The 22,632-nt window shown below is 66.9% G+C and carries 21 protein-coding genes; 11 read left to right on the top strand and 10 right to left on the bottom strand.

The window, feature by feature from the left end:
• Positions 1-350 precede the first annotated feature (350 nt).
• From EYZ64_RS08520 to EYZ64_RS08510, 3 genes are all read left to right on the top strand, one after another.
• Positions 351-1,085 carry a beta-phosphoglucomutase family hydrolase gene (locus EYZ64_RS08520; RefSeq protein ID WP_135453046.1) on the top strand — a complete coding sequence of 245 codons (735 nt, stop codon included), beginning with the start codon at positions 351-353 and terminating at the stop codon, positions 1,083-1,085.
• Between the two features lie 7 nt (positions 1,086-1,092).
• The gene (locus EYZ64_RS08515; RefSeq protein ID WP_135459900.1) at positions 1,093-3,459 is read left to right on the top strand and encodes a glycoside hydrolase family 65 protein; all 2,367 of its coding nucleotides are present in this window, start codon (positions 1,093-1,095) and stop codon (positions 3,457-3,459) included.
• A 116-nt stretch (positions 3,460-3,575) separates the two neighbouring features.
• Complete coding sequence (locus tag EYZ64_RS08510) at positions 3,576-5,030, top strand: catalase (protein WP_135453045.1); 1,455 nt, start codon at positions 3,576-3,578, stop codon at positions 5,028-5,030.
• Here EYZ64_RS08510 and EYZ64_RS08505 read toward each other — a convergent pair whose 3' ends face one another.
• Positions 5,031-5,615 (bottom strand): TetR/AcrR family transcriptional regulator, encoded by a 585-nt coding sequence (locus EYZ64_RS08505; protein ID WP_135453044.1) that lies wholly within the window; start codon positions 5,613-5,615, stop codon positions 5,031-5,033. It lies immediately after the preceding gene.
• Between the two features lie 74 nt (positions 5,616-5,689).
• On the opposite strand from EYZ64_RS08505, the gene EYZ64_RS08500 reads away from it, so the two are divergent.
• Entirely contained in the window at positions 5,690-6,589 is a 900-nt protein-coding gene (locus EYZ64_RS08500) for a TauD/TfdA dioxygenase family protein (RefSeq protein ID WP_135453043.1), read from the top strand.
• Between the two features lies 1 nt (position 6,590).
• Here the strand turns inward: EYZ64_RS08500 and EYZ64_RS08495 are convergent, their stop codons facing one another.
• Together EYZ64_RS08495 and EYZ64_RS08490 are read right to left on the bottom strand one after the other, a co-directional pair.
• The gene (locus tag EYZ64_RS08495) at positions 6,591-8,519 is read right to left on the bottom strand and encodes a YhgE/Pip domain-containing protein (RefSeq protein WP_286175268.1); all 1,929 of its coding nucleotides are present in this window, start codon (positions 8,517-8,519) and stop codon (positions 6,591-6,593) included.
• 83 nt (positions 8,520-8,602) lie between these two features.
• A complete protein-coding gene (locus tag EYZ64_RS08490; RefSeq protein WP_286174691.1) occupies positions 8,603-9,346 on the bottom strand; it encodes a P-loop NTPase family protein in 744 nt (247 codons plus the stop codon).
• 58 nt (positions 9,347-9,404) lie between these two features.
• On the opposite strand from EYZ64_RS08490, the gene EYZ64_RS08485 reads away from it, so the two are divergent.
• Positions 9,405-10,019 (top strand): TetR/AcrR family transcriptional regulator, encoded by a 615-nt coding sequence (locus tag EYZ64_RS08485; protein ID WP_234941143.1) that lies wholly within the window; start codon positions 9,405-9,407, stop codon positions 10,017-10,019.
• Between the two features lie 4 nt (positions 10,020-10,023).
• On the opposite strand, the gene phoU is transcribed toward EYZ64_RS08485, so the two are convergent.
• The 4 genes from phoU to guaB form a co-directional block, all read right to left on the bottom strand.
• Entirely contained in the window at positions 10,024-10,683 is a 660-nt protein-coding gene (gene phoU / locus EYZ64_RS08480; protein ID WP_135453041.1) for a phosphate signaling complex protein PhoU, read from the bottom strand.
• Between the two features lie 67 nt (positions 10,684-10,750).
• On the bottom strand, positions 10,751-12,487 hold the full coding sequence (locus tag EYZ64_RS08475; protein ID WP_135453040.1) for a GMC family oxidoreductase: 1,737 nt from the start codon (positions 12,485-12,487) through the stop codon (positions 10,751-10,753).
• A gap of 159 nt (positions 12,488-12,646) precedes the next feature.
• Positions 12,647-13,774, bottom strand: coding sequence for a GuaB3 family IMP dehydrogenase-related protein (locus tag EYZ64_RS08470; RefSeq protein ID WP_210115633.1), 1,128 nt, complete (start codon positions 13,772-13,774; stop codon positions 12,647-12,649).
• A 38-nt stretch (positions 13,775-13,812) separates the two neighbouring features.
• Positions 13,813-15,354, bottom strand: coding sequence for an IMP dehydrogenase (gene guaB, locus EYZ64_RS08465; RefSeq protein ID WP_135453038.1), 1,542 nt, complete (start codon positions 15,352-15,354; stop codon positions 13,813-13,815).
• A gap of 146 nt (positions 15,355-15,500) precedes the next feature.
• Between guaB and EYZ64_RS08460 the strand changes: the two genes are divergently transcribed.
• Positions 15,501-15,905 carry a DUF5319 domain-containing protein gene (locus EYZ64_RS08460; protein WP_003882245.1) on the top strand — a complete coding sequence of 135 codons (405 nt, stop codon included), beginning with the start codon at positions 15,501-15,503 and terminating at the stop codon, positions 15,903-15,905.
• Here EYZ64_RS08460 and EYZ64_RS08455 read toward each other — a convergent pair.
• From EYZ64_RS08455 to EYZ64_RS08445, 3 genes are all read right to left on the bottom strand, one after another.
• Positions 15,896-17,080 carry an anti-sigma-D factor RsdA gene (locus tag EYZ64_RS08455; protein ID WP_135453037.1) on the bottom strand — a complete coding sequence of 395 codons (1,185 nt, stop codon included), beginning with the start codon at positions 17,078-17,080 and terminating at the stop codon, positions 15,896-15,898. The genes EYZ64_RS08460 and EYZ64_RS08455 overlap by 10 nt on opposite strands.
• Complete coding sequence (locus EYZ64_RS08450; protein ID WP_135453036.1) at positions 17,073-17,651, bottom strand: sigma-70 family RNA polymerase sigma factor; 579 nt, start codon at positions 17,649-17,651, stop codon at positions 17,073-17,075. The genes EYZ64_RS08455 and EYZ64_RS08450 overlap by 8 nt, the downstream gene beginning before the upstream one ends.
• Before the next feature lie 101 nt (positions 17,652-17,752).
• Entirely contained in the window at positions 17,753-18,550 is a 798-nt protein-coding gene (locus EYZ64_RS08445; RefSeq protein WP_135453035.1) for a hypothetical protein, read from the bottom strand.
• A gap of 436 nt (positions 18,551-18,986) precedes the next feature.
• Here EYZ64_RS08445 and EYZ64_RS08440 point away from each other — a divergent pair, with 436 nt between their 5' ends.
• From EYZ64_RS08440 to EYZ64_RS08420, 5 genes are all read left to right on the top strand, one after another.
• Positions 18,987-19,277, top strand: coding sequence for a WhiB family transcriptional regulator (locus tag EYZ64_RS08440; protein ID WP_029107049.1), 291 nt, complete (start codon positions 18,987-18,989; stop codon positions 19,275-19,277).
• 164 nt (positions 19,278-19,441) lie between these two features.
• Positions 19,442-20,200, top strand: coding sequence for a GntR family transcriptional regulator (locus EYZ64_RS08435; RefSeq protein WP_135453034.1), 759 nt, complete (start codon positions 19,442-19,444; stop codon positions 20,198-20,200).
• Positions 20,201-20,319: 119 nt separating this feature from the next.
• Positions 20,320-21,084, top strand: coding sequence for a BtpA/SgcQ family protein (locus EYZ64_RS08430; RefSeq protein ID WP_210115489.1), 765 nt, complete (start codon positions 20,320-20,322; stop codon positions 21,082-21,084).
• A 10-nt stretch (positions 21,085-21,094) separates the two neighbouring features.
• Positions 21,095-21,553 carry an ureidoglycolate lyase gene (locus tag EYZ64_RS08425; protein ID WP_167857753.1) on the top strand — a complete coding sequence of 153 codons (459 nt, stop codon included), beginning with the start codon at positions 21,095-21,097 and terminating at the stop codon, positions 21,551-21,553.
• Positions 21,550-22,542 carry a carbohydrate kinase family protein gene (locus EYZ64_RS08420; protein ID WP_135453032.1) on the top strand — a complete coding sequence of 331 codons (993 nt, stop codon included), beginning with the start codon at positions 21,550-21,552 and terminating at the stop codon, positions 22,540-22,542. Before EYZ64_RS08425 ends, EYZ64_RS08420 begins: the two co-directional genes overlap by 4 nt.
• Positions 22,543-22,632 lie beyond the last annotated feature (90 nt).

The following is a 22,632-nucleotide window of genomic DNA, read 5'->3' as shown; positions in this document are numbered from 1 at the left end:
CACCGCTGACAAGGACTTCGTACAGTCGATCCGCGACCAGGGGCAATTGATCGGAGGGACGGGTCGGCAACGGTCGGTCAACGCTGAGGGCGTCGGGCGCGACGGATGTGCTTGCCTCACCCATCATCGTCCCTGCCGCGGTATCCCGGCGAAACGGCGGCCACCGGATCCGGTGATTCGCTCCACAACGGAAATCGTGGCTGCCGCGTGTTGCGACGAGCGCAGTAGCGCGCCACTGCAATCTCGCCTGGGCTCGGATGGTGTTACTGAGGGAACGTCACGAAGTACCCCGCGCACCGAACTGGGCATGCTGAAGTGGTACCTGTACGCATCCGGAAGCGAGGTTGCCTGTGCTGGGTCTTCCCGACGAGGTGCGCGCCTGCCTGTTCGACCTCGACGGCGTGCTCACCGATACCGCCAGCGTGCACAAGAAGGCATGGAAGGCGATGTTCGACGGGTACCTGAAGGCACGGGCCGAACGCACCGGTGAACCGTTCGTCGCCTTCGACATCGACGCCGACTATCTGAACTACGTCGACGGTAAGCGCCGGCAGGACGGTGTCCGGTCGTTCTTGGCCAGCCGCGGGATCGAGCTGCCCGAGGGCACACCGGACGACGGCACCGACGCCGACACCGTCGAGGGCCTGGGCAACCGCAAGAACGCGATGTTCCACCAGACCCTGCAGTCCGACGGGGTCGAGGTGTTCGAAGGATCGCGGCGCTACCTGCAGGCCGTGGCGCAGGCCGGCCTGCGCCGGGCCGTGGTGTCCTCCAGCGCCAACACCGAAGAAGTACTCAAGCTGACGGGATTGGACACATTCATCGAGCAGCGGGTGGACGGGGTGACGATGCGCGACGAGAACCTGCCGGGCAAACCGGCGCCGGACAGCTTCCTGCGCGCCGCCGAACTCCTGGGCGTCTCCCCCGCGCAGGCCGCCGTGTTCGAGGACGCGCTGGCCGGGGTCGCAGCCGGGCGGGCCGGAAAGTTCGGCTTCGTGGTCGGCGTTGACCGGGTCGGGCAAGCCGAGCAGTTGCGCCGCGACGGCGCCGACATCGTCGTCACCGACCTGGCGGAGTTGATGTAGCGCCATGATGATCACCCACGACGCGTACCCGGTCGAACCGTGGCAGGTGCGCGAAACCCGTTTGGACCTGAACCTGCTGGCTCAGTCCGAATCGCTGTTCGCACTGTCCAACGGTCACATCGGCCTGCGCGGCAACCTCGATGAGGGCGAGCCGTACGGCCTGCCCGGGACGTACCTGGCCGGGTTCTTCGAGGTGCGCCCGCTGCCCTACGCCGAAGCCGGATTCGGCTATCCCGAGGCAGGGCAGACCGTCGTCGACGTCACCAACGGCAAGCTGCTGCGACTGTTGGTCGATGACGAGCCCTTCGACCTGCGCTACGGCGATCTGATCGACCATGAGCGCATCCTGGATCTTCGCGCCGGCACCCTGACTCGCCTCGCGCACTGGCGCTCCCCGGCGGGAAAGCAGGTCCGGGTGGTCTCCACCCGCCTGGTGTCCTTCGCGCACCGCGGCGTGGCCGCCATCGAGTACACAGTGGAGGCTGTCGGCGAATTCACCCGGGTGACAGTGCAATCCGAACTCGTCACCAACGAGGATCAACCCGAGACCGCCGGCGACCCACGGGTATCGGCGGTGCTCAAACATCCGCTGCACGCCGTGCACCACGAAAACACCGACACCGGTGCGCTTTTGGTGCACCGCACCAGAAGCAGTGGACTGATGATGGCGGCCGCGATGGACCATGACGTCGAGGTGCCGGGGCGGGTCGAGGTGAGCACCGACTCCCGTGACGACCTGGCCCGGACCACCGTCATCTGCGGGCTGCGGGCCGGACAGAAGCTGCGCATCGTCAAATATCTCGGCTACGGATGGTCGAGCCTGCGTTCGCGTCCCGCCCTGCGCGATCAGGCCGCCGGCGCCATCGCCGGCGCCCGCTACAGCGGGTGGCAGGGGCTGCTTGACTCCCAACGCGCCTACCTCGACGAGTTCTGGGACTCCGCGGACGTCGAGGTCGAAGGTGACCCGGATTGCCAGCAGGCGGTGCGATTCGGGTTGTTCCACGTGCTGCAGGCCAGTGCCCGTGCGGAGCGACGTGCGATCGCCGGCAAAGGGCTGACCGGCACGGGTTACGACGGCCATGCCTTCTGGGACACCGAGGGTTTCGTGCTGCCGGTGCTGACGTACACCAATCCCCAGGCGGCCGCCGACGCACTGCGGTGGCGGGCCTCCACGCTGGACCTCGCCCGCGACCGTGCGCAACAGCTCGATCTGAAGGGCGCCAGTTTCCCGTGGCGCACGATCCGAGGTGAGGAATGCTCGGCGTATTGGCCGGCGGGCACCGCCGCATGGCACATCAACGCCGACATCGCCGCCGCGTTCGAGCGCTATCGCGTTGTCACCGGCGATGATTCGCTGGAGCAGGAATGCGGCCTGGAGGTCCTGGTAGACACCGCCCGGCTGTGGATGTCGTTGGGTCACCATGACCGCCACGGGATCTGGCATCTGGACGGCGTTACCGGACCCGACGAATACACCGCGGTGGTGCGCGACAACGTCTTCACCAATCTGATGGCCGCACACAACCTTCGGGTGGCCGTCGACGCCTGCACCCGCCACCCGGAGGCGTCCTACTCGATGGGCGTGACCACCGAGGAGACCGCGGCCTGGCGCGACGCCGCCGACGCCGCCCACATCCCCTACGACGACGAACTGGGGGTGCACCCGCAGTGCCAGGGCTTCACCACGCTGGCCGAATGGGACTTCACGTCCAACACCACCTATCCGCTGTTACTGAACGAGCCGTATGTCCGGCTCTACCCGGCCCAGGTGCTCAAGCAGGCAGATCTGGTGCTGGCCATGCAGTGGCGGAGCCACGCGTTCACCGCGGAACAGAAGGCCCGCAACGTCGACTACTACGAGCGGCGCACCACCCGCGACTCGTCACTGTCGGCATGTACCCAGGCGGTGATGTGCGCCGAGGTCGGCCACCTCGAGCTGGCCCACGACTACGCCTATGAGGCCGCGCTGATCGACCTGCGTGATCTGCAGCACAACACGCGCGACGGTCTGCACATGGCCTCGCTGGCCGGTGCCTGGACGGCTCTGGTGGCCGGCTTCGGTGGGCTGCGCGACGACGAGGGCGTCCTGTCGCTGGACCCGCATCTGCCCGACGGTATCTCGTGCCTACGTTTCCGGTTGCGCTGGAAGGGATTCCGGTTGACGGTCGACACGCATCACGACGCCGTCACGTACACCTTGCGCGACGGGCCGGACGGGTCGCTGGCCATCCGCCACGCCGGGGACGACGTGGTGCTCAGCACCAGTGGACCGACCACAGTCGCGGTCGTTCCCCGCCATCCGCTGCTGCCTCCGCCGCCTCAGCCGCCCGGCCGGGAACCGGTACGCCGTCGCGCCGGCCACGCCGAACAGTAACGACCCGGCTCGCCGGGTGTGGATTCGAAAGCCACTGGGTACTCAGCTCCCGTCCGTCACAGCGGTGGCGTCGCATCGCGCGGCGCTTTCCGCTGAAGAGCGAGAGGAGCGACGGGGTGACCGGTACCCAGCCCAAGCCGACAACCACCGACGCCGGAATTCCGGTGTACAGCGACGAACATTCGCTGACGATCGGTCCGGACGGACCGATCCTGCTGCAGGACCACTACCTGATCGAGCAGATGGCGATGTTCAACCGGGAGCGCATCCCGGAACGCCAGCCGCACGCCAAGGGCGGCGGCGCATTCGGCCACTTCGAGGTGACCAGCGACGTCAGCGCCTACACCAAGGCCGCACTGTTCCAGCCGGGCGTCAAAACCGATACCCTGACCCGGTTTTCGACCGTGGCCGGTGAGCGCGGCAGCCCCGACACCTGGCGTGATCCTCGTGGCTTCGCCACGAAGTTCTACACGACCGAGGGCAACTTCGACATGGTCGGCAACAACACCCCGGTGTTCTTTATGCGTGACCCGTTGAAGTTCCAGCACTTCATCCGCTCCCAGAAGCGGCGCGCGGGCAACAACCTGCGTGATCACGACATGCAGTGGGATTTCTGGACTTTGTCCCCGGAGTCGGCCCATCAGGTGACGTGGCTGATGGGTGATCGCGGCATCCCCCGCGATTGGCGGCACATGAACGGCTACTCCAGCCACACCTACAGCTGGATCAACGCGGCCGGGGAGATCTTCTGGGTCAAATACCACTTCAAGACCGACCAGGGCGTCGAGTTCCTCACGCAGGAGGAAGGCGACAAGATGGCCGGGATCGACGGCGACGCCCACCAGCGCGATCTCTACTCGGCCATCGAGCGCGGCGAGTTTCCGACCTGGTCGTTGAAAGTGCAGATCATGCCGTTCGAGGAGGCCAAGGACTATCGGTTCAACCCGTTCGACCTGACCAAGGTGTGGCCGCACGGCGACTATCCGCTGATCGACGTCGGCACTCTGCGCCTGGACCGCAACGTCACCGACTACCACACCGAGATGGAGCAGGCCGCCTTCGAACCGAACAACCGCGTGCCCGGCACCGGCTTGAGTCCGGACAAGATGCTGCTGGCCCGTGACTTCTCGTATGCCGACGCCCACCGCGCTCGGCTCGGGACCAACTACAAGCAGATCCCGGTCAACTCGCCCAAGGTCGACGTGCACAGTTATTCGAAAGACGGCGCCATGCGCATCACGAACGCCTCCGATCCGGTGTACGCCCCGAATTCGTACGGCGGCCCGCAGGCCGATCCGGCCCGCACCGGCGAATCACTGTGGCACGCCGACGGCGACATGGTTCGCGCCGCGTACACGCTGCACGCCGAGGACGACGACTGGGGCCAGGCCGGCACGATGGTGCGCGAAGTGCTCGACGACGCGGCGCGGGCCCGGCTGGTCTCCAACATCGCCGGTCACCTGTCGAAGGGCGTCTCCGACCACGTCCTGGAACGGGCCTTCGAGTACTGGAAGAACGTCGACAAACAGCTCGGCGACAAAGTCGAAGCCGCGGTCAGCGGCGGCGGCTGACTAACCCGCAGAAGAGTCGTCGGGTGCGAGGATCTGTGCGATCTCCGCGCTCACCGTGGCGCGCACGTCGTCGTCGCTGATCGAGTCCAGGCCGGTCGCCGACTTCAGGAACGGTTCGAACAAGCGCCACCCCAGTTGCAGCGCAACGGCGTTGGCGACGGCCAGCCGCCCGGTGCGCTCATCCTCGAAACGCGGCAGCACCTGTCCGAGCAGCCTCGTGACCCCCGGAAACTGGGTCTGCAGCCGGCCCACGGGGTAGCCGTCGAGCAGCGCTCTGGCCATCAACCGCATGTGTTGGTCCATGGTCCGGTCGATCTCGTCGGCTGGGCCCCCGTCGTCCAACAGCACGGTGAGCCGGCCACCGAGATGATCGAGTACGGCGCCGACCAACTGCTCCTTGGTACCGAAGTGCCGGTAGATCAGTCCGTGGTTGACCTTGGACCTGGCCGCGATGTCACGGATGGACGTGGCCGCCGGGCCGTGTTCGGCGAACAGTTCGGCCGCCGCGGACAGTGCCGCGGCCACCACCTCGTCGCGGCCCACCGGGCTCGCCGGATCTTTCGCCGGTGGCGTCGGTGTAGTCACGTGGTTACACTAGCTCACATGCAGGTGTAGTCACTTGACTACAGTTGTTCCCACCAGCGAAAAGGACTGTTCCGATGACCGCTTCCACCATCGCTCCCCTCACCGTCAAGAAGCTCGGCAGCCGTATCGGCGCCCGTATCGACGGGGTCCAGTTAGGCGGGGATCTCGACGAGAGCACGGTCGCCGACATCCGGCGCGCGCTGCTCGAGCACAAGGTGATCTTCTTCGGCGGCCAGCACCACCTCACCGACGAGGGACAGCACGCCTTCGCGCGACTGCTGGGAACCCCGGTCGGTCATCACGCGCTCAAGAACGACGGCGCTCCGATCATCACGCCGATCGACTCCGAGTACGCCAAGGCGACCCGCTGGCACACCGACGTCACCTTCGTCCCCGACTACCCCGCCGCATCCATCCTGCGCGCAGTCACCCTGCCCGAGTACGGCGGCTCCACCCTGTGGGCATCGACCGCCGCGGCTTACGAGGCACTACCCGACCCGCTCAAGCACCTCACCGAGAACCTCTGGGCAGTGCACAGCAACCGGTACGACTACGCCGCCGCAGCCGCGATCGCGCTCACCGACGAACAACAGCAGATGCGTGCCGCGTTCGAGAAGCCCGATTTCCGTACCGAGCACCCGGTGGTCCGGGTGCATCCGGAGACCGGCGAGCGCACCCTGGTGGCCGGCGACTTCACCCGCGGCTTCCTCGGCCTGGACAGCCACGAATCCGCGACGCTACTGGAGTTGCTGCAGCGCCGGATCACCGTTCCGGAGAACACCATTCGTTGGAACTGGGCGCCCGGCGACGTCGCGATCTGGGACAACCGGGCCACCCAGCACCGCGCTGTCGACGACTACGACAACCAGCGCCGGGTGATGCACCGCGTGACGCTCTCCGGTGACGTGCCCGTCGACATCCACGGGCAGCGCAGCCGGCCGCTCGCGGATGCCGCTCTGCTCCAGGCGGTCTGACTCACATCTTGATCGCCGGCATCAGCCGGATGATGTTCCACAGCCGGTTGCGCCGGGCCGACAGCGACGAGATGGTCAGGGCACCGACCCAGATCAGCAGCAGGGTGATGATCGCCTGCCAGAGCCGGTGATCGATACCGCCGAGGATGAGCTGACGTAATCCGTTGACACCGTATGTCATCGGGTCGTAGTTGTGGAACGCCTGGAACGGGCGTGACGTGGTCTCCACCGGATACATCCCGCCTGCGCTGACCAGCTGGAGCATGAGCAGGGCCATCAGCAGCACCCGACCCACCGCGGGGCCGACGAATGCGTTGATCGCCTGCGTCGCCGCCACGAAGGTGCACGAGATCAGCATCATGAAGCCCAGCATCGCGACCGGATGTGCCACCTGCATGCCCAGGGCGAACCGCACCACGCAATACAGGATGATGGCCTGGAAGATCCCGATCACCGCGGCGGGCACGTAGCTGGCGAGCACCACTCGGATCGCCAGTACCTCCGCGGCGATCGGGCGGTTCTGCAACGGACGCAACACCATCCACAGCACGAGCGCACCGAAGAACAGGGCGAGCGTGATGAAGAACGGCGCCATCCCGGTGCCGAAGTTCGGCGCGGCGTTCTCGGCCGAGTTCTGCAGGTGGACCGGGCCGCCGATGGTGTCGGCGATCGCCTCCTTCTGCGCGGGTGTCCAATCGGGCACCTGGCCGGCGCCGTCGGCGAGCTTGGTCGCCAACTCGGCCGATCCGGACCGCAACTGCGAGGTGCCGGATTTCAGCTGCCCGGCACCGGTGTCGAGTTTGGCTATGCCACTCGCCAATTCGGCGTTGCCCGAGGCCAGCTGCTGAGCTCCGCTGCGCAGCTGGTTCAGCTTGGCGTTGAGATCGGAGTTCTTGCTGCCGACCTGATCGAGCGCGGAGTTCAGCGGGCTGCCGGGGTTGCGCAGCGACGAGGTCATCGAGATCGCCGCATTCTCCGCATCGGTGAGCTGTTGGCGGATCTGCGGGGTGAGCTGGTGGGCCCGAAGGTCATCCTGGACACCCCGCAGCGTTCCGGCCGCGTTGTTGGCGAGCGGATCCGGGCTGGCCGAGAGCTGATCGATCACCGACGTCAGCGCCGTCGCAGCGGAATCCTGCGCCCCGGTGATGGCACCGATCTGGTCATTGGCCTGACGCAACGCCGCGGTGCCGTCTTCGAGTTTCTGGGTGTCGCCACCGACCTTCGACAGCGCCGAGCTCACCGCGACCAGCGGGTCAGTGGCCTTGGTGATCCCGTCGGAGAGCTGCTTGGCGCCGGTGGCCAACTGGGCCGAGCCGGACCGGGCGCTGTGAAGCCCGGTTGCCAGCTGACCGGCGCCGTCATCGACTTTCACCGCCCCGTCGGCGAGTTGGGCCGCACCGTCCGCAGCCTGCTTGATCCCGGCGCCCGAGCTGACCACGACCGAGAGCACCTGGTTGACCGCCTGGCCCGAGATCCGCGTCGACACCGCATTGAGCACCTGGTCGATCGCGGTGCGGCCGATGTTCGACGAAATGTAGTTGTTGGCGTCGTTGTAGACCGCATTCAGGTTGGCCTGCTTGGGGTTCCCGGTCAGCGGTGACGCGATCGCCTCACTGAAATCGGCCGGGAGCTCAAGCATGAAGTAGTACTGGCCGTGTTCGACGCCGCTACGCGCCTCGTCGTCATCCACCACATGCCAGTTCAGGCTCGCATCGTCGGTCAGGCTCTTGGCGATCTCGGCACCGACATTGATGTGCTGGCCCGAAACCACCGCGCCCCGATCGGCATTGACGAGTGCCACCGGCATCTTGTCGACCTGACCGAAGGGGTCCCAGTACGCCCAGAGGTACAACGCGCCGTACACCAGCGGCAACAGCATCAGCACCACTATCGCGGCGCGGGTCATCCGGCTGCGGCCGAAGCGTTTGATCTCAGAGCCGAAGGCGAGTCCGGCGGCCGGGGCACCGAAGTTGATTCCAGCAAGCGGGGATGAGCCGCTTGCGCGAAGAAAATTCAACACTGTTCGTTCTTTCCGGTCAGGATGCGGTGATCGTGCAGACCGTGGTCGGGGGCTTCGACACCGAGCGGATTGGTCACGCCGACAACGACGGTGCGCTGGGTGGCGATGGCGCCGAGTCGTTCGACTGCAACCGCCCGGCGCGAGTTGTCCCTTACCTGTTCGAGGTCGCCGACCACCAGGATCGGACGATTCGAGAACAGGGCCAGGGTGACCTTCAGCAGGAACAGATCGAGATCGGACAGTTCGCTGATGTAGGTCTCGGCCGCGGGCGGCGTCAGTTCTCCGAAGACTTCACGCAGTGCGTATTCGCCGGCCTCGATCGGAACCCGTCGATACCACGGGGCCAGCCACCGGCGCTGCTCGGCGAGCACCGTCTGCACGGTGACCGAGTCCTCCAGCTCGTCGATGTCGGCGAACGCCGCGATTGCGCAGTGCCGCCGGATCGCTCGGGGGGCGGTCTCGCCGCAGACCGTCACTGTGCCGCGGGTGGGCTTGAGCCGGCCGGCCAGCGTGAGCAGCAGTGCGGTCTGGCCCCAGCCGCCGGGCATCTGAATGGCGTGGAATCCCGGCGTGAGCTCGAGGTCGATGTTCGAGAACAACGGTCCGTGCTCGCCGTCCACCCCCAACCCGGCCGTGACGATCTGCGGCGCGTCCTGCGCGGCGTCCTCGTCGGGCGCCTCGGTCGCGTCGTCCCCCTCGGACGCCCGGGTGTCCTCGGCGTCGTCCTGATCTTCCATCTCCGACCTTTCGATACTCGCTGGTATCCAAACGATACCAGCGAGTATTGTGTTCCCCATGTCGGCTGTCAAACCCGCCCGGACCCGTCCCACCCGCGACGAGGTCCGCGACCGGATCCTCGACGCAGCGCTCAAGGTTTTCGCGGCCGAAGGGTTCGCCGGCGCCACCATCGACGCCATCGGTCACGCCGCGGGATTCACCAAAGGCGCGGTGTACTCCAACTTCGAATCCAAGGACGAGCTGTTCCTGGCCCTGTTGGACCGGCAGTTCGAGAGTCGCGGCGCCCTCATCGCAACCGCTCTCGACAGTGGGCACGGCGACACCGCCGCGATCGCCGCGGCATTGAGCCGGTCAACGCTTGATTCGATACACGATCAGACCGAGTACCAGATCGTGCTGACCGAGTACTGGCTGCGTGCGGTCCGAGATCCCCAGCTGCGCGAACGCCTGGTGGCCCGCCGCCGCGCCGCTGCCGATCAAGCGCTGCGCATCGTCGAACAGGCCGGCACGTCCCTGCCCGGTCACCAGCTGTCGGCACTCGCCCAACTGGTGGTCACCATCATCTCCGGCATCGCCACCGAGGAGGTGCTGCAACCGGGGACGGTCGATGTCGACACACTCACCCGGCTGTTCACCGCGCTGCTCGAATCCAGCCCGGCTCCCGGCCGGTAGCGGCTCAGGCCAGCTTCTTGTGCACCGGCCGCCCGCCGGTCGCCTCGAAGATCACCCGCTTGCCGATCTCGACGGCGTGATCGGCGAATCGCTCGTAGTAGCGGCCCAGCAGTGCGACGTCGACCGCCGAGCACACCCCGTCATCCCAGGGGCGGTCCAGCAGCAAAGTAAACAGATGTCGATGCGCGGCGTCGACGGCATCGTCCTCGTCGCGCAGACGTGCGGCGGCATCGGGGTCGCGGGAAACCAGCACCTCTTCTGCGGCCCGCGCCAGGCCCACCGCCTGGTCTCCCATCTCGGCAAAACAGGCGCGCACCTCCTCCGGCAGGGCGCAGTCCGGATGGCGCAGCCGGGAGATGTCGGCGACGTGCACCGCAAGCGCTCCCATGCGGTCGAGGTCGGCGGCGATGTGCATCGAACCGACGATCGCGCGCAGTTCGCCGGCGACCGGCTGCTGCAGGACCAGCAGCCGAAACGCCGACTCCTCGATACGGCAGTCGTAGGCGGCGATGTGTTCGTAGTCGGCGATGACCTGCTCGGCCAACGACAGGTCGGAGTCGAGCAGGGCCGCATTGGCGCGCTGCATCGCACTCACCGCCAGCGCGCACATCTCGGCGAGTTGAGTGGACAGTGCCGCCAACTCGTCGTGGAACACCTTCCGCATGCGCCACACCCCTCCCGGCCGGACCTCGCCGCCCGGCGACGGTTAGGTACCCGGAACGGGGCGGGAACTAACCGCCCGAGTTGACGGGTTCGATCGGCAGCCGCCGCAGTCCGGCAGGCGCCTCGGCCGGCACCACGGGATGCTCGGGCGCGATCGGCGCCAGTTTCCGGTACGGCTCATTCTGCTCCGGACGCTGGTCGTCCTGGCCCTTGTTCGGCCACAACGACGCAGCGCGTTCGGCTTGGGCCGTGATCGACAACGACGGGTTCACCCCGAGGTTCGCCGAGATCGCGGCGCCGTCCATGACATAGAGCGTGGGGTAGTTGTACACGCGCTGATACGGGTCGATGACACCGTGGTCGGCGCTGTCGCCGATGGCCGCCCCACCCAGGAAATGCGCGGTGAGCGGGATGTTGAACAGCTCGCCCCAGGTGCCGCCCGCAACCCCGTCGACCTTCTCCGCCATCCGCCTGGTGAACTCGTTCCCCACCGGGATCCACGTCGGGTTCGGCTCGCCGTGGCCCTGTTTGGACGTCATGACCCGCTTGCCGCCGGGCCCACGCTTGGTGAACGTGGTGATCGAGTTGTCCAGATGCTGCATCACCAGGGCGATGACCGTGCGCTCACTCCACCGCTGCGGGTTGAGCAGACGGATCAGCTTGCCCGGATCCTGGCGACCCTGTTCGAGGAACTGCCGCCAGCGGGGCACGTCGGTGCCCTGCGGCCCGGTGCCGTCGGTCATCAGCGTCTGCAGCAGCCCCATCGCGTTCGAGCCCTTGCCATAGCGCACCGGCTCGACGTGAGTGTCGGCGGTGGGATGCACCGAGGAGGTGATGGCCACGCCGTGGGTCAGATCCATGCCGGGTGTCACCGTGAGGGTCTGCGCACCCACGATGGACTCGGAGTTGGTGCGGGTCAGCACGCCGAGCTTGGCCGAGAGCTTGTTCAGCTTGCCGGTATCGCGCATCTTGAACAGCAGCTTCTGGGTGTTGTACGTCCCGGCCGCCAAGATCAAGTGTGTCGCGGTGAAGGTCTTGCGGCGACGACGCAGCTTGCTGCCGGTGCGCACGGTGGTGACCTCCCACAGACCGTCGGCACGCTGCTCGAAGCTTGTCACCGTGGTCATCGGATGCACTTGCGCCCCAGCCGATTCCGCCAGCCCGAGGTAGTTCTTGACGAGCGTGTTCTTGGCGCCGTGGCGACAACCGGTCATGCATTCCCCGCACTCGATACACCCGGTGCGGGCCGGTCCGACCCCGCCGAAGAACGGGTCGGGCACGGTCTTGCCCGGTGTCATCTCGCCGTCGAGGCCGAAGAACACCCCCACCGGCGTGGCGACGAAGGTGTCTCCGCAGCCCATATCGTCGGCGACCTCTTTGACTATGCGGTCCGCGTCGGTGAAGGTCGGGTTCTTCACGACGCCGAGCATCCGCTGGGCCTGGTCGTAATGCGGCATCAGCTCGGCACGCCAGTCGGTGATGTCCTTCCACTGCGGGTCGTTGAAGAACGGCGCCGGCGGCACGTAAAGGGTGTTGGCGTAGTTCAGCGATCCGCCGCCCACACCCGCACCGGCCAGGATCATCACGTTGCGCAACAGGTGGATGCGCTGGATGCCGTACATGCCCAACTGCGGAGCCCACAGGAACTTCCGCAGATCCCACGAGGTCTTGGCGAAGTCCGCGTCCGCGAACCTCTGGCCGGCTTCGAGTACACCGACCCGATAGCCCTTCTCCGTCAGCCGCAGCGCACTGACGCTGCCGCCGAACCCCGAACCGATCACCAAGACGTCGTAGTCAGGCTTCATGTGATCAGTATGACGCTACCGCCGGGTAACTTCTAGACAGGAAGCCCTAACTTGTAAAGAAGGGTCCCGTCATGCCGCGGCGATTTCTACGTCTGGGTCGCGATCTGAGCCCATCACTACCGTGGTGTAGAAATCGGCGATGCGATCCCCCGCTCGGCGCTAAGACCCGACCGTCAGGCCGACCTTCTGGAACTCCTTGAGATCGCAGTACCCGGCCTTGGCCATCGACCGGCGCAGGCCACCGACCAGGTTCAGCGAACCGAACGGATCATCGGACGGCCCGGTCAGCACCTGCTCCAGGCCCGGCCGCTCCCCGACCGCCACCTGCAGCAGGGCACCGCGCGGCAACGACGGGTGCGCGGCCGCGGTCGGCCAGAACCAGCCCCCGCCCTGGGCCTCGGCGGCCACCGCCAGCGGCGTGCCCAACACGACGGCGTCGGCGCCGCAGGCGATCGCCTTGGCCAGGTCTCCGGAGGAGTGAATGTCGCCGTCGGCCAGCACGTGCACGTAGCGTCCGCCGGTCTCGTCGAGGTACTCGCGGCGCGCGGCGGCCGCGTCGGCGATCGCCGTGGCCATCGGCACGCTGATGCCCAGAACCTCGTCGCTCGTGGTGACCCCGGCCGTGGAGCCGTAGCCGACGATCACGCCGGCCGCGCCGGTACGCATCAGGTGCAGTGCGGTGCGATGGTCGAGTACACCGCCTGCCACCACGGGCACGTCGAGCTCGGAGATGAACGTCTTCAGGTTCAGCGGCTCACCGTCGGATGCGACACGTTCGGCCGAGATGATGGTGCCCTGGATGACCAGCAGGTCGATCCCGGCAGCCACCAGTGTCGGCGTCAGTGCCTGGGCGTTCTGCGGGCTGACGCGGACGGCCGTGGTCACGCCGGCCTCACGGATGCGGGTCACCGCCGCACCGAGGAGCTCGGGGTCCAGGGGTGCGGCATGCAGCTGCTGCAGCATCCGGATGGCGGCCGAATCATCGTCGGCTGTCGCCGCGACGTCCAGGACCTGGGCGATCTTGTCCTCGACATCGGCGTGCCGGCCGATCAGCCCCTCGCCGTTGAGCACGCCGAGCCCGCCGAGCCGACCCATCTCGATCGCGAACTCCACCGACACCAGGGAGTCGGTGGGATGCGCGACGACCGGAACCTCGAAGCGGTAGGCATCGAGTTGCCAGGTCGTCGAGACGTCCTTGGACGAACGGGTGCGCCGCGACGGCACGATCGTGACGTCGTCGAGCTCATAGGTACGGCGGGCGGTTCTGCCCATGCCGATCTCAACCATGTCGCGCATGACTGTTCTTAGTCTCCTGCCCCACCGATTCAGCGGGTGTAGTAGTTGGGGGCCTCGACAGTCATGGTGATGTCGTGCGGGTGGCTTTCCTTCAACCCGGCCGCCGTGATCTGGACGAACTGCGCCTGCTGCAGCTGCTCGATGGTGCCCGAGCCGGTGTAGCCCATGGCTGCCCGCAACCCGCCGGTCAGCTGGTGGATCACCGAACCCAGCGGACCGCGGAACGGCACCCGGCCCTCGATACCCTCCGGCACCAACTTGTCCTCGGAGAGCACATCGTCCTGGAAGTAGCGGTCCTTGGAGTAGGACTTGCCACCGCCGCGTCCCTGCATGGCGCCCAGTGAGCCCATGCCGCGGTAACTCTTGAACTGCTTGCCGTTGACGAAGATCAGGTCACCGGGCGACTCCGCAGTGCCGGCCAGCAGCGACCCCAGCATGGCCGTCGAAGCGCCGGCGGCCAGCGCCTTGGCGATATCGCCGGAGTACTGCAGACCGCCGTCGGCGATCACCGGAACCCCGTAGGGCTTGCAGGCCGCGACGGCCTCCAGGATGGCGGTGATCTGCGGGGCGCCGACACCGGCGACCACGCGGGTGGTGCAGATCGAGCCGGGGCCGACACCGACCTTGACCGCATCGGCACCGGCCTGCACCAGAGCGGCCGCCGCGGCGCGGGTCGCGACGTTGCCGCCGATCACCTCGACGCGGTCGCCCACCGTCTTCTTCACGCGCGCCACCATGTCGAGCACGCCCCGGTTGTGGGCGTGGGCGGTGTCGACGACAAGCACGTCGACCCCCGCGTCGACCAGCGTCATGGCCCGGGCCCACGCATCGTCACCGACGCCGACAGCGGCGCCGACCAGCAGCCGGCCGTCGCTGTCCTTGGTGGCCAGCGGGAACTGCTCGGTCTTGACGAAATCCTTGACCGTGATCAGGCCGGTCAGCTTTCCGTGCCCGTCGACGATCGGCAGCTTCTCGATCTTGTGACGGCGCAGCAGGCCCAGCGCGGCTTCTGCCGAGACGCCTTCCTGCGCGGTGATAAGCGGCGGCTTGGTCATCACCTCGGCGACGGGCTTGTTCTCGTCCACCTCGAAGCGCATGTCGCGGTTGGTGATGATCCCCACGAGCGAGCCGGCGTCGTCGACGACCGGCAGGCCGGAGATCCGGAACCGGGCGCACATCGCGTCGACCTCGGCCAGGGTGTTGGTCGGCGAACAGGTGACCGGGTCGGTGACCATGCCGGCCTCCGACCGCTTCACCGTCTCCACCTGGGCGGCCTGTTCGGCCGCCGGCAGGTTGCGGTGCAGTACGCCCATGCCACCTGCACGGGCCATCGCGATGGCCATCCGCGATTCGGTCACAGTGTCCATCGCGGAGCTGACCATCGGCACCCGCAGACGGATGTTGCGGGTCAGCTGGCTCGAGGTGTCAGCGGTGGCCGGGACCACATCGGAGGCTGCCGGGAGCAGCAGCACATCATCAAAGGTGAGACCGAGCATTGCGATCTTGGTGGGATCATCGCCGCCGGTCGGCACGGGTACGGCAATGGGAACGCTGCTTTCAGCGATCGACATGGGTGGGGCCTCCAGTGGCAGGCGTGGGGCTTGTAACCCGATTCTATCGGCTCGGATATTGACAGTGATGTTGCCGTTCCTTGCACCTCACGGCGCACATCAGGACGGCTGGCGCGATGGGAGTACGGCTGCGTAGTGTGGGACTCGTGCGTGACCACCTCCCCCCTGGTTTGCCGCCCGATCCGTTTGCCGACGATCCTTGCGATCCGTCGGCTGCGCTGGACGCGATCGAGCCGGGCCAGCCTCTGGACCCCCAGGAACGGACGGCTGTCGAGGCTGATCTAGCCGATCTCGCGGTGTACGAAGCGTTGTTGGCGCACAAGGGAATTCGTGGCCTCGTCGTCTGCTGCGACGAATGCCAGCAGGACCACTACCACGACTGGGACATGCTGCGGGCCAACCTGCTGCAGCTACTTGTCGACGGCACGGTACGCCCGCACGAGCCGGCCTATGATCCCGAGCCTGATGCCTACGTGACGTGGGACTACTGCCGCGGTTACGCCGACGCCTCCCTCAACGAGGCCACCTCGGACACCGACGGCTACCGCTGATTGCCGCCTAGCCCCGGCAACAGGGGCAGTTCGACCGTCGGCAACGCCGACCCCCCACCTCGCCCGCCCGCCGGGCCCTCGTGATCTGCGCCACTACCGTTCTCGACAGGCGCAGGCGTCGTGGCGCGTACCGGCGGTGCCGACGGCACAGACGTGGGTTCCACCGCAGGCGCGACGGTCGTGGTGGTCACCGGCGGTGGCTCAGCTGCCGGAGCGGCCGAGGTGGTCGGTACCGATGTCGTGTGCGTCGCCGAAGGCTGTGAGGTCGCCGACGACGGAGCGGTCGCCGGGGCCGACGCGCTCGTCGTCGGCTCGGCACTGGTCGTCGGCGACGGTGTCGCGGACGAGGACGGCGGCGTCGACGGCGCAGTGGTCGTCGGTTGCGAGGTCTCCGACGGCGTCGATGTCGCCGACGGGTTCGATGTCTCCGAGCCGGGTGTGGTCTCGGTCGGTGAGGTCGAGGGTCCGGTTGTCGGCGTCGTCGTCGGGGTCTGCTCGGACGTGCTCTCAGCCGGGGACGACGGTGTCGTCGTCACGGTCACCTCAGGCAACACCACCGGCGGCGCATCAGGCGGCACGGTCGCGTTCGGATCGCGGTTCTCCACCTTCACCGACAGCTGCTGCCACTGGTCGACGAGTTCCTGTTTGCGCTGCTCGTCACCGACGGTGGCGACCGTGGTGGTGAGGGTCTGCAGCTTCTGCTGCGCCTGCTCCCACTGCCCTTCGTCGATCAGCTGCTGAACCTGTTTGAGCTCACTGGACGCCAACTCGACGCCCACATCGCGCGTCACCGGCGCCGACCCGAAGACCAGTCCGCGCACGCCGTAGAGCGCGTCGCCGGGGCCCGAGCCGTACACGGCCGCGCCGAACCCGCCGAGGCACAGCAGCGCGGCGGCCATCGACCCCACCAGCGCCATCGGCATGCGCACACGCCCCTGCCCGGTGGCCTTGTTGAGCGCCGCAACCGCCTCGCGGGGCGTCGCGATGCCCGACATCGGGGTGCGCCGTGCGTCGTCACGCCACCCGGCCAGCAGGACGGCCAGTTCGGCCTCCTCCCGGTCGGTGGCATAGACCTGACGCTCGAGGGACAAGGCCTCGATGAATTTCTCGGACCGGTTGATCTCGTTGAGGGACGGATCACCACCGTTTGAGGTCCAGCGGCCGAAGTCAGGCATGATCCCGCCCCGTCGCCATGATCTCGTTCTTCAGCCGGGCCAGGGCACGGTGCTGAGCGACGCGCACCGCACCGGCGGTGCTGCCGACCGCCTCGGCGGTCTCCTCGGCACTCATGCCGACCACGACACGCAGGATCAGGATCTCGCGCTGCTTTTCGGGCAGCACGGACAGCAGCCTGGCCATCCGTTCAGAAGATTCGGTGTCGAGCGCAGACTGCTCGGGCCCCGCGTCAAGGGAGAACCGCTCGGGCACCACATCGGTGGGCTCGGCACGATTCCTGGCCGCCGCGCGGTGCGCGTCAGCAACCTTGTGCGCAGCGATGCCATACACAAAGGCCAGGAACGGGCGTCCCTGATCTTTGTAGCGCGGCAGCGCCGTTATGGCGGCCAAGCACACCTCCTGCGCAACGTCATCAGCTGACAGACCACTGCGCTCGGTCGCCCCCACCCTCGCCCGGACATACCGAACGACGATCGGCCGAATGATCTCCAGCACTTCCGAGAGCGCGTTCCGATCACCTGCCACTGCCTCAGCAACGACAATGTCGAGACGGTCTCCCGAACTTGTCATCGTGGGCGATCTCTCCAGCGTTACGTTGCACCGACACTCGCGGCGATTGGCTCAGCTAAACAATAACGATCAAATCAGGCGGAACCGTGACGGTGCCGGTTCTACGCGCCGGCCCATACCCCGCCTCTGCGACGCACTGTATCGGCGCTGAGGTCACGGATCCGGCCGATTTGCGCGGCGTCGTGCGAGGCACTCCCGATATCGGCCAGCACGCAGGCCACCGCCCACCGCAGCGGGATCAACCCGGATTTCTCGGTGGCCGGCAGTGCCGCGTCGGCGACCTCCCGCGCCGCGTCCACCTCGCCGGCACTACACAGCGCTGCGGCGAGCACGACATCAGATTTCACGGCGTGGCGCGTCGAACGGTGACCGGCAGCCGCCGCCACACCGCGGCGGGCGTGTTCGACCGCCGTGGCACCGTCGCCCTGCACCATCGCCAGTTCGGCGCTCACCCATGCCAGCCGGATCCGCTGACGTGAGTCGCCGGGCGTGTCGACGGCGCGCGCCCGGTCGAGCAGCCGGGCCGATACACCGAAGCGCCCGACCCCGAGGGCATCGGCGGCCAGCCCGACGAGCGCGTCGGAGGCAGCCTCGTCATCGTCGCCGCAGTGAGCCCACGCCTGACCGTCGGCGCCGCGAGCGCGCTCATGCCCACCCAGCTGGCGAAGGAACGAGGCCCGGGTGCTGTGCGCCAGCGACACCAGCGGACCGGAGTCCCGGCACCGCAGGATCGCGTCGAGTTCGGTGAGGGCACAGCCGTAACGCCCCTGCGCTCCGGCGGCGACCGCCCGCAGCCACCGCTCGTGCGGGGTGGTTGCAGGGGGCAACGGCCACCGGCCGGGGTCGGCCCCGAAGGCGGCGTCAGCCAGGGCCGGAGCGGCCGCTGCGATTGCAGTCATCGGTTCGCGACGCTATCAATCCCGAGGCCCTTGCAAACCCCCGGGCAACGCGGGGCCGGCGGATACTCCGAAATTCACTTTGCTCCCCGGTCATTAGTTAACAATTGATGACTCAAATGTTAATGGCATGTCAACTAACTATCGCCCGCCCGGAATTGCACACAACGCTCCCGCCTGCCCGAACAGGGGAAACCTGAAGACCGTTGCCACTGCCCTAACACTCATGTCTCCGTCAAGGCATCGCAACGATGAACGTGATGTAAATTCTCGACCTGCGATTATGCCCTTTAGCACACCGGCAGGCTATTGACGCGGTTTATTCAGTCCCCCTAGTTTGTGTGCACGAGCGGTCATCGGCGACATGAGCTCAGTTCGGTTCCACCGACTCAAACCCGCCCGCGTTGGCGAAATGGGCGAGCAGAGAGGGGTTTTCCAAATGCCGCAGCCGCAGCAGCTTCCCGGACCCAATGCGGATATCTGGGATTGGCAAATGCAAGGACTTTGCCGTGGTGTCGATTCATCGATGTTCTTCCACCCCGATGGTGAACGCGGACGGGCCCGGGCTCAACGTGAGGTGCGCGCCAAGGAGATGTGCCGCAGCTGCCCGGTGATCACCCAGTGCCGTTCACACGCACTGGCCGTCGGCGAGCCGTACGGCATCTGGGGCGGCCTGAGTGAGTCCGAGCGCGAGCTCTTGCTCAAGCGGGGCATCCGCCGCAGCGCCTGAGCTTCACAGCAAACTTCATACGCCGAGCTGACAAGGCCCCATCCCGCAAGGGATGGGGCCTTTTTCAGTGGGACGTGACTCCGGTCCCATGGAACCCTTGACGTGATCGAGCTCACTGGGATAGATGTATAGACAGGTAGACAACTACCCCGGAGAGGACGCCGATGACGCTGTTGGACGACGAGCAGGATCGCTCACCGCTGCTGGACGAGCAGGATCGCTCACCGCTGTACGTCCAGATCGGCGCCTATCTCAAGCGCATGATCGTGTCGGGCGCGTACCCCGACGACAGCCTCCTGCCGTCGGAGTCCGAACTGCAGCGCATGTTCGGGACCACGCGTGGGACGATCCGCAACGCCCTGGCCATCCTGGTCAGTGAGGGAATGGTCCAGCAGGTCCGGGGTAAAGGGACCTACGTCCGGATGGCGCCGGTGAGCCACAGCATCTGGAACTTCGGCAGCTTCACCGAATTCGCCCGCAGCCAGCAGCAACGGCCGACGACCAAAGTCATCCAGTGCGAGGTCGATCACCGCACCGGCGAGCCGATGCTGCACCTGGTGCGCGTCCGAGGATTGAAGACCGACTCCAAAACCGTCTTCGTCAACATCGACGAATCCCGACTGTCACTGGAACGCTTCCCGAACCTGGACCAGCACGACTTCTCCGTCGAATCGCTGTATCAGGTTCTCCGCGAGGAGTACGGCGTCTCCCCACACCACACCGAACTGGAGATCTGCGCGGTGCCACCGACCGATCTGGCGCGGGAGTGGCTTGACCTGCAGCCCTCCGTGTGCTGCCTCACCCAGGTCAATGGCGTGGTGCACGACGCCGCCGGAGAGATCGTGGAACGCACGACGGTCCAGTACTCACCGCAGGCCGCCGCCGTGCGGGTCATGGTCACCGTGGGCGGGACCGATACGTAGGCCTGCGAGCGCACAGACCCGCCACCCACCTCGAACCCGACGCCCGACGCCTGTCGTCGGCGTGTCACGACCAGCAAGTTTGCCGGCGCCATCGCCGGTGTGAGAACAGGAGAACCACAGTGAGAACTGCGCGTGTGAGATTTCGCGAGTGCTTTGGCGTCGACCAACCGCTGATCGGCATGCTGCACCTTCGCGGAGACGACAACGCCGAGAAGGTCGCCATCGCGAAGGAGGAACTCGACCAGTACCTGGACAACGGGGTTGACGCTGTCATCGTCGAGGACTACTTCGCGACCCTCCCGGTCGTCGAGGAAGTCCTGGATTACCTGGCCTCGCACCGGTCAGATGTCGTGTACGGCGTCAATGCGCTGCGCGACATGGAAGCGGGATTCCGTCTGGCAAGCCAGTATTACGCGCGATTCGTCCAGCTCGATTCGGTGGCCGGACACCTTCCCCCCGACCAGGATGCCGAATTCGGCAGCCGGCTGGCCGAGTTGCGCTCATCCACCGGCGTCGTCGTACTCGGCGGAGTGCGCTTCAAGTACCAGCCGTACTTGTCCGGATTGCCCCTGCGGGACGACCTCGCCCTGGCCGAACAGCGGTGCGATGCGGTGGTCGTCACGGGTACGGGGACCGGACGCGTGACGGACATGAACAAGATCGGACGTTTCCGGGATCTGCTCGGACCCGACTTCCCGCTGATCGTGGGTGCCGGGGTGACGGAGCAGAACGTGGCACTGCAACTCGCAGATACTGATGGCGCGATCGTCGGAAGCTACTTCAAGCGCTTCCACCGCGATGACCAGCCGGTGGAGACCGAGCACGTCGCCAGCCTCGCGACAGCCTTCGAGGCGGCACGGCGACAGGTCAGCCATGCGGTGTGACGCTCGGCCGGTGTCCTCGGCCGGCTTCGCGGCCTACGGTTCCCACTTCCGCCTGTCCGAGGACTCAGACGATGTCGGGCGGGGTGCGGGTATCGGTTGGAGCGACGTACACACCCGAAGCGAATTGACCTTGGGCTCAGCCCAATTGGGCATGACGTCATGCGCCCAAGGCCCGTGGGAATGCAAGCAGATGGAGCGGCACCGCACCACGACAGAGGTCCTCGTGTGCACGAACGCCCCGATCGTGCTCGCTGTCGCGCCGCCCACCCAGGGGCCTGCGCCCATGGCCGCGCAGGTCGAGGCTTTCACTCTCGAACGTGGTGATGTCGTCATTCTCGAGCCGGGTGTCTGGCACGACGCCTGCCGCGGCCGGGACTCGGCGACGAGCTACCTGTGGATCGCCGGCCGCGTCCCCGAATCGGACGCGGCGTGGGTGGACCTGCTCGACGGCCCCGTGGTGATCGGATGAGCGCGCCGGTCCCTGCCGCCGGGCGCACCGCCGTCTTCATCGGCGATGTTGCCCTCGACGAGTACTACCGCATGGAGAAGTGGCCGACTCCACCCGACAAGGCGATGGTGCAGATGCTCCCTCCGGTTACGGGCGGGATGATCGCAAACGCGGCCTGCCGGTATGCCGGGTACTCCGGTTCCTGCGAACTGGTGACGGCGCTCAACGGTGGGGCGGTGGCAGAGCAGTTGCTGCACCGTCTCGGGGACAACGGCGTCGGGGTGAGCCACGTGCTCACCGATCCGGCATTGAACGACTCACGGACGATGATCTACCTCGTCGGGGACGAGCATGTGGTGTTCATTCCCGAGGTCGGGGAATACCAGGTCCCCGTAACGCCTGAGTTGGGGCGAGATCTCGCGACGGCACCGTTCATCTACTCCACGCCGATGGAATTGCACCGGCTCCGGCCGCCCGGTGACGTCTCGGGCCGCGAGCTGCTGCAAGACGTGCGCGCGGCGGGAGTCACCGTGGCGGTGGACCTCGATGTCTGCGCCGAAGGTGAAGAACACGACGACCTGCTGAGCGCGGTCGACATCGTTCTCGTCAATGAGGTGGGCATGGCCCGGCTCGATGCGCGTTCACCCGGAGGGAGTGGAGTCGAGGCTCTGCTCGCGAAGGGGATCAGGACCGTCGTCGTCACCCTTGGTGCCGGCGGCGCCACGGCCCACACCGACGACGGCACCCGGATCGCGATCGCCGGCATCCCCGTCTCGGCCGTGGATGTCACCGGCGCCGGCGACGCCTTCGGCAGCTCGCTGATGTACGGCCTCACTGCCGGCTGGGACCTGCAGGCCGCACTGGTATTCGCCAATGCGGCTGCCGCCAGAACCGTCACCGAGTTCGGCCCTCAGGCCGGGATCGGGCCCGTCGGCGACGTCGTGCAATTTCTCGACAACCACGACCCAGCGGGTGCTGCGGTCGTGCGCCGCTACCTCACCGAAGCCTGACAACACCCGGCGACAACCGCACGTCGCCCAACCCTTGCCTCCCTCATCGAACAATCTCAACCGCCCACACCCGATCGGATGGTGCCCTGA

Source organism: Mycobacterium sp. DL99, assembly GCF_004762045.1.
Lineage (GTDB): Bacteria > Actinomycetota > Actinomycetes > Mycobacteriales > Mycobacteriaceae > Mycobacterium.
The sequence above is the reverse complement of the archived record's forward strand: the minus strand, read 5'-3'. Positions and strand labels throughout refer to the sequence as shown.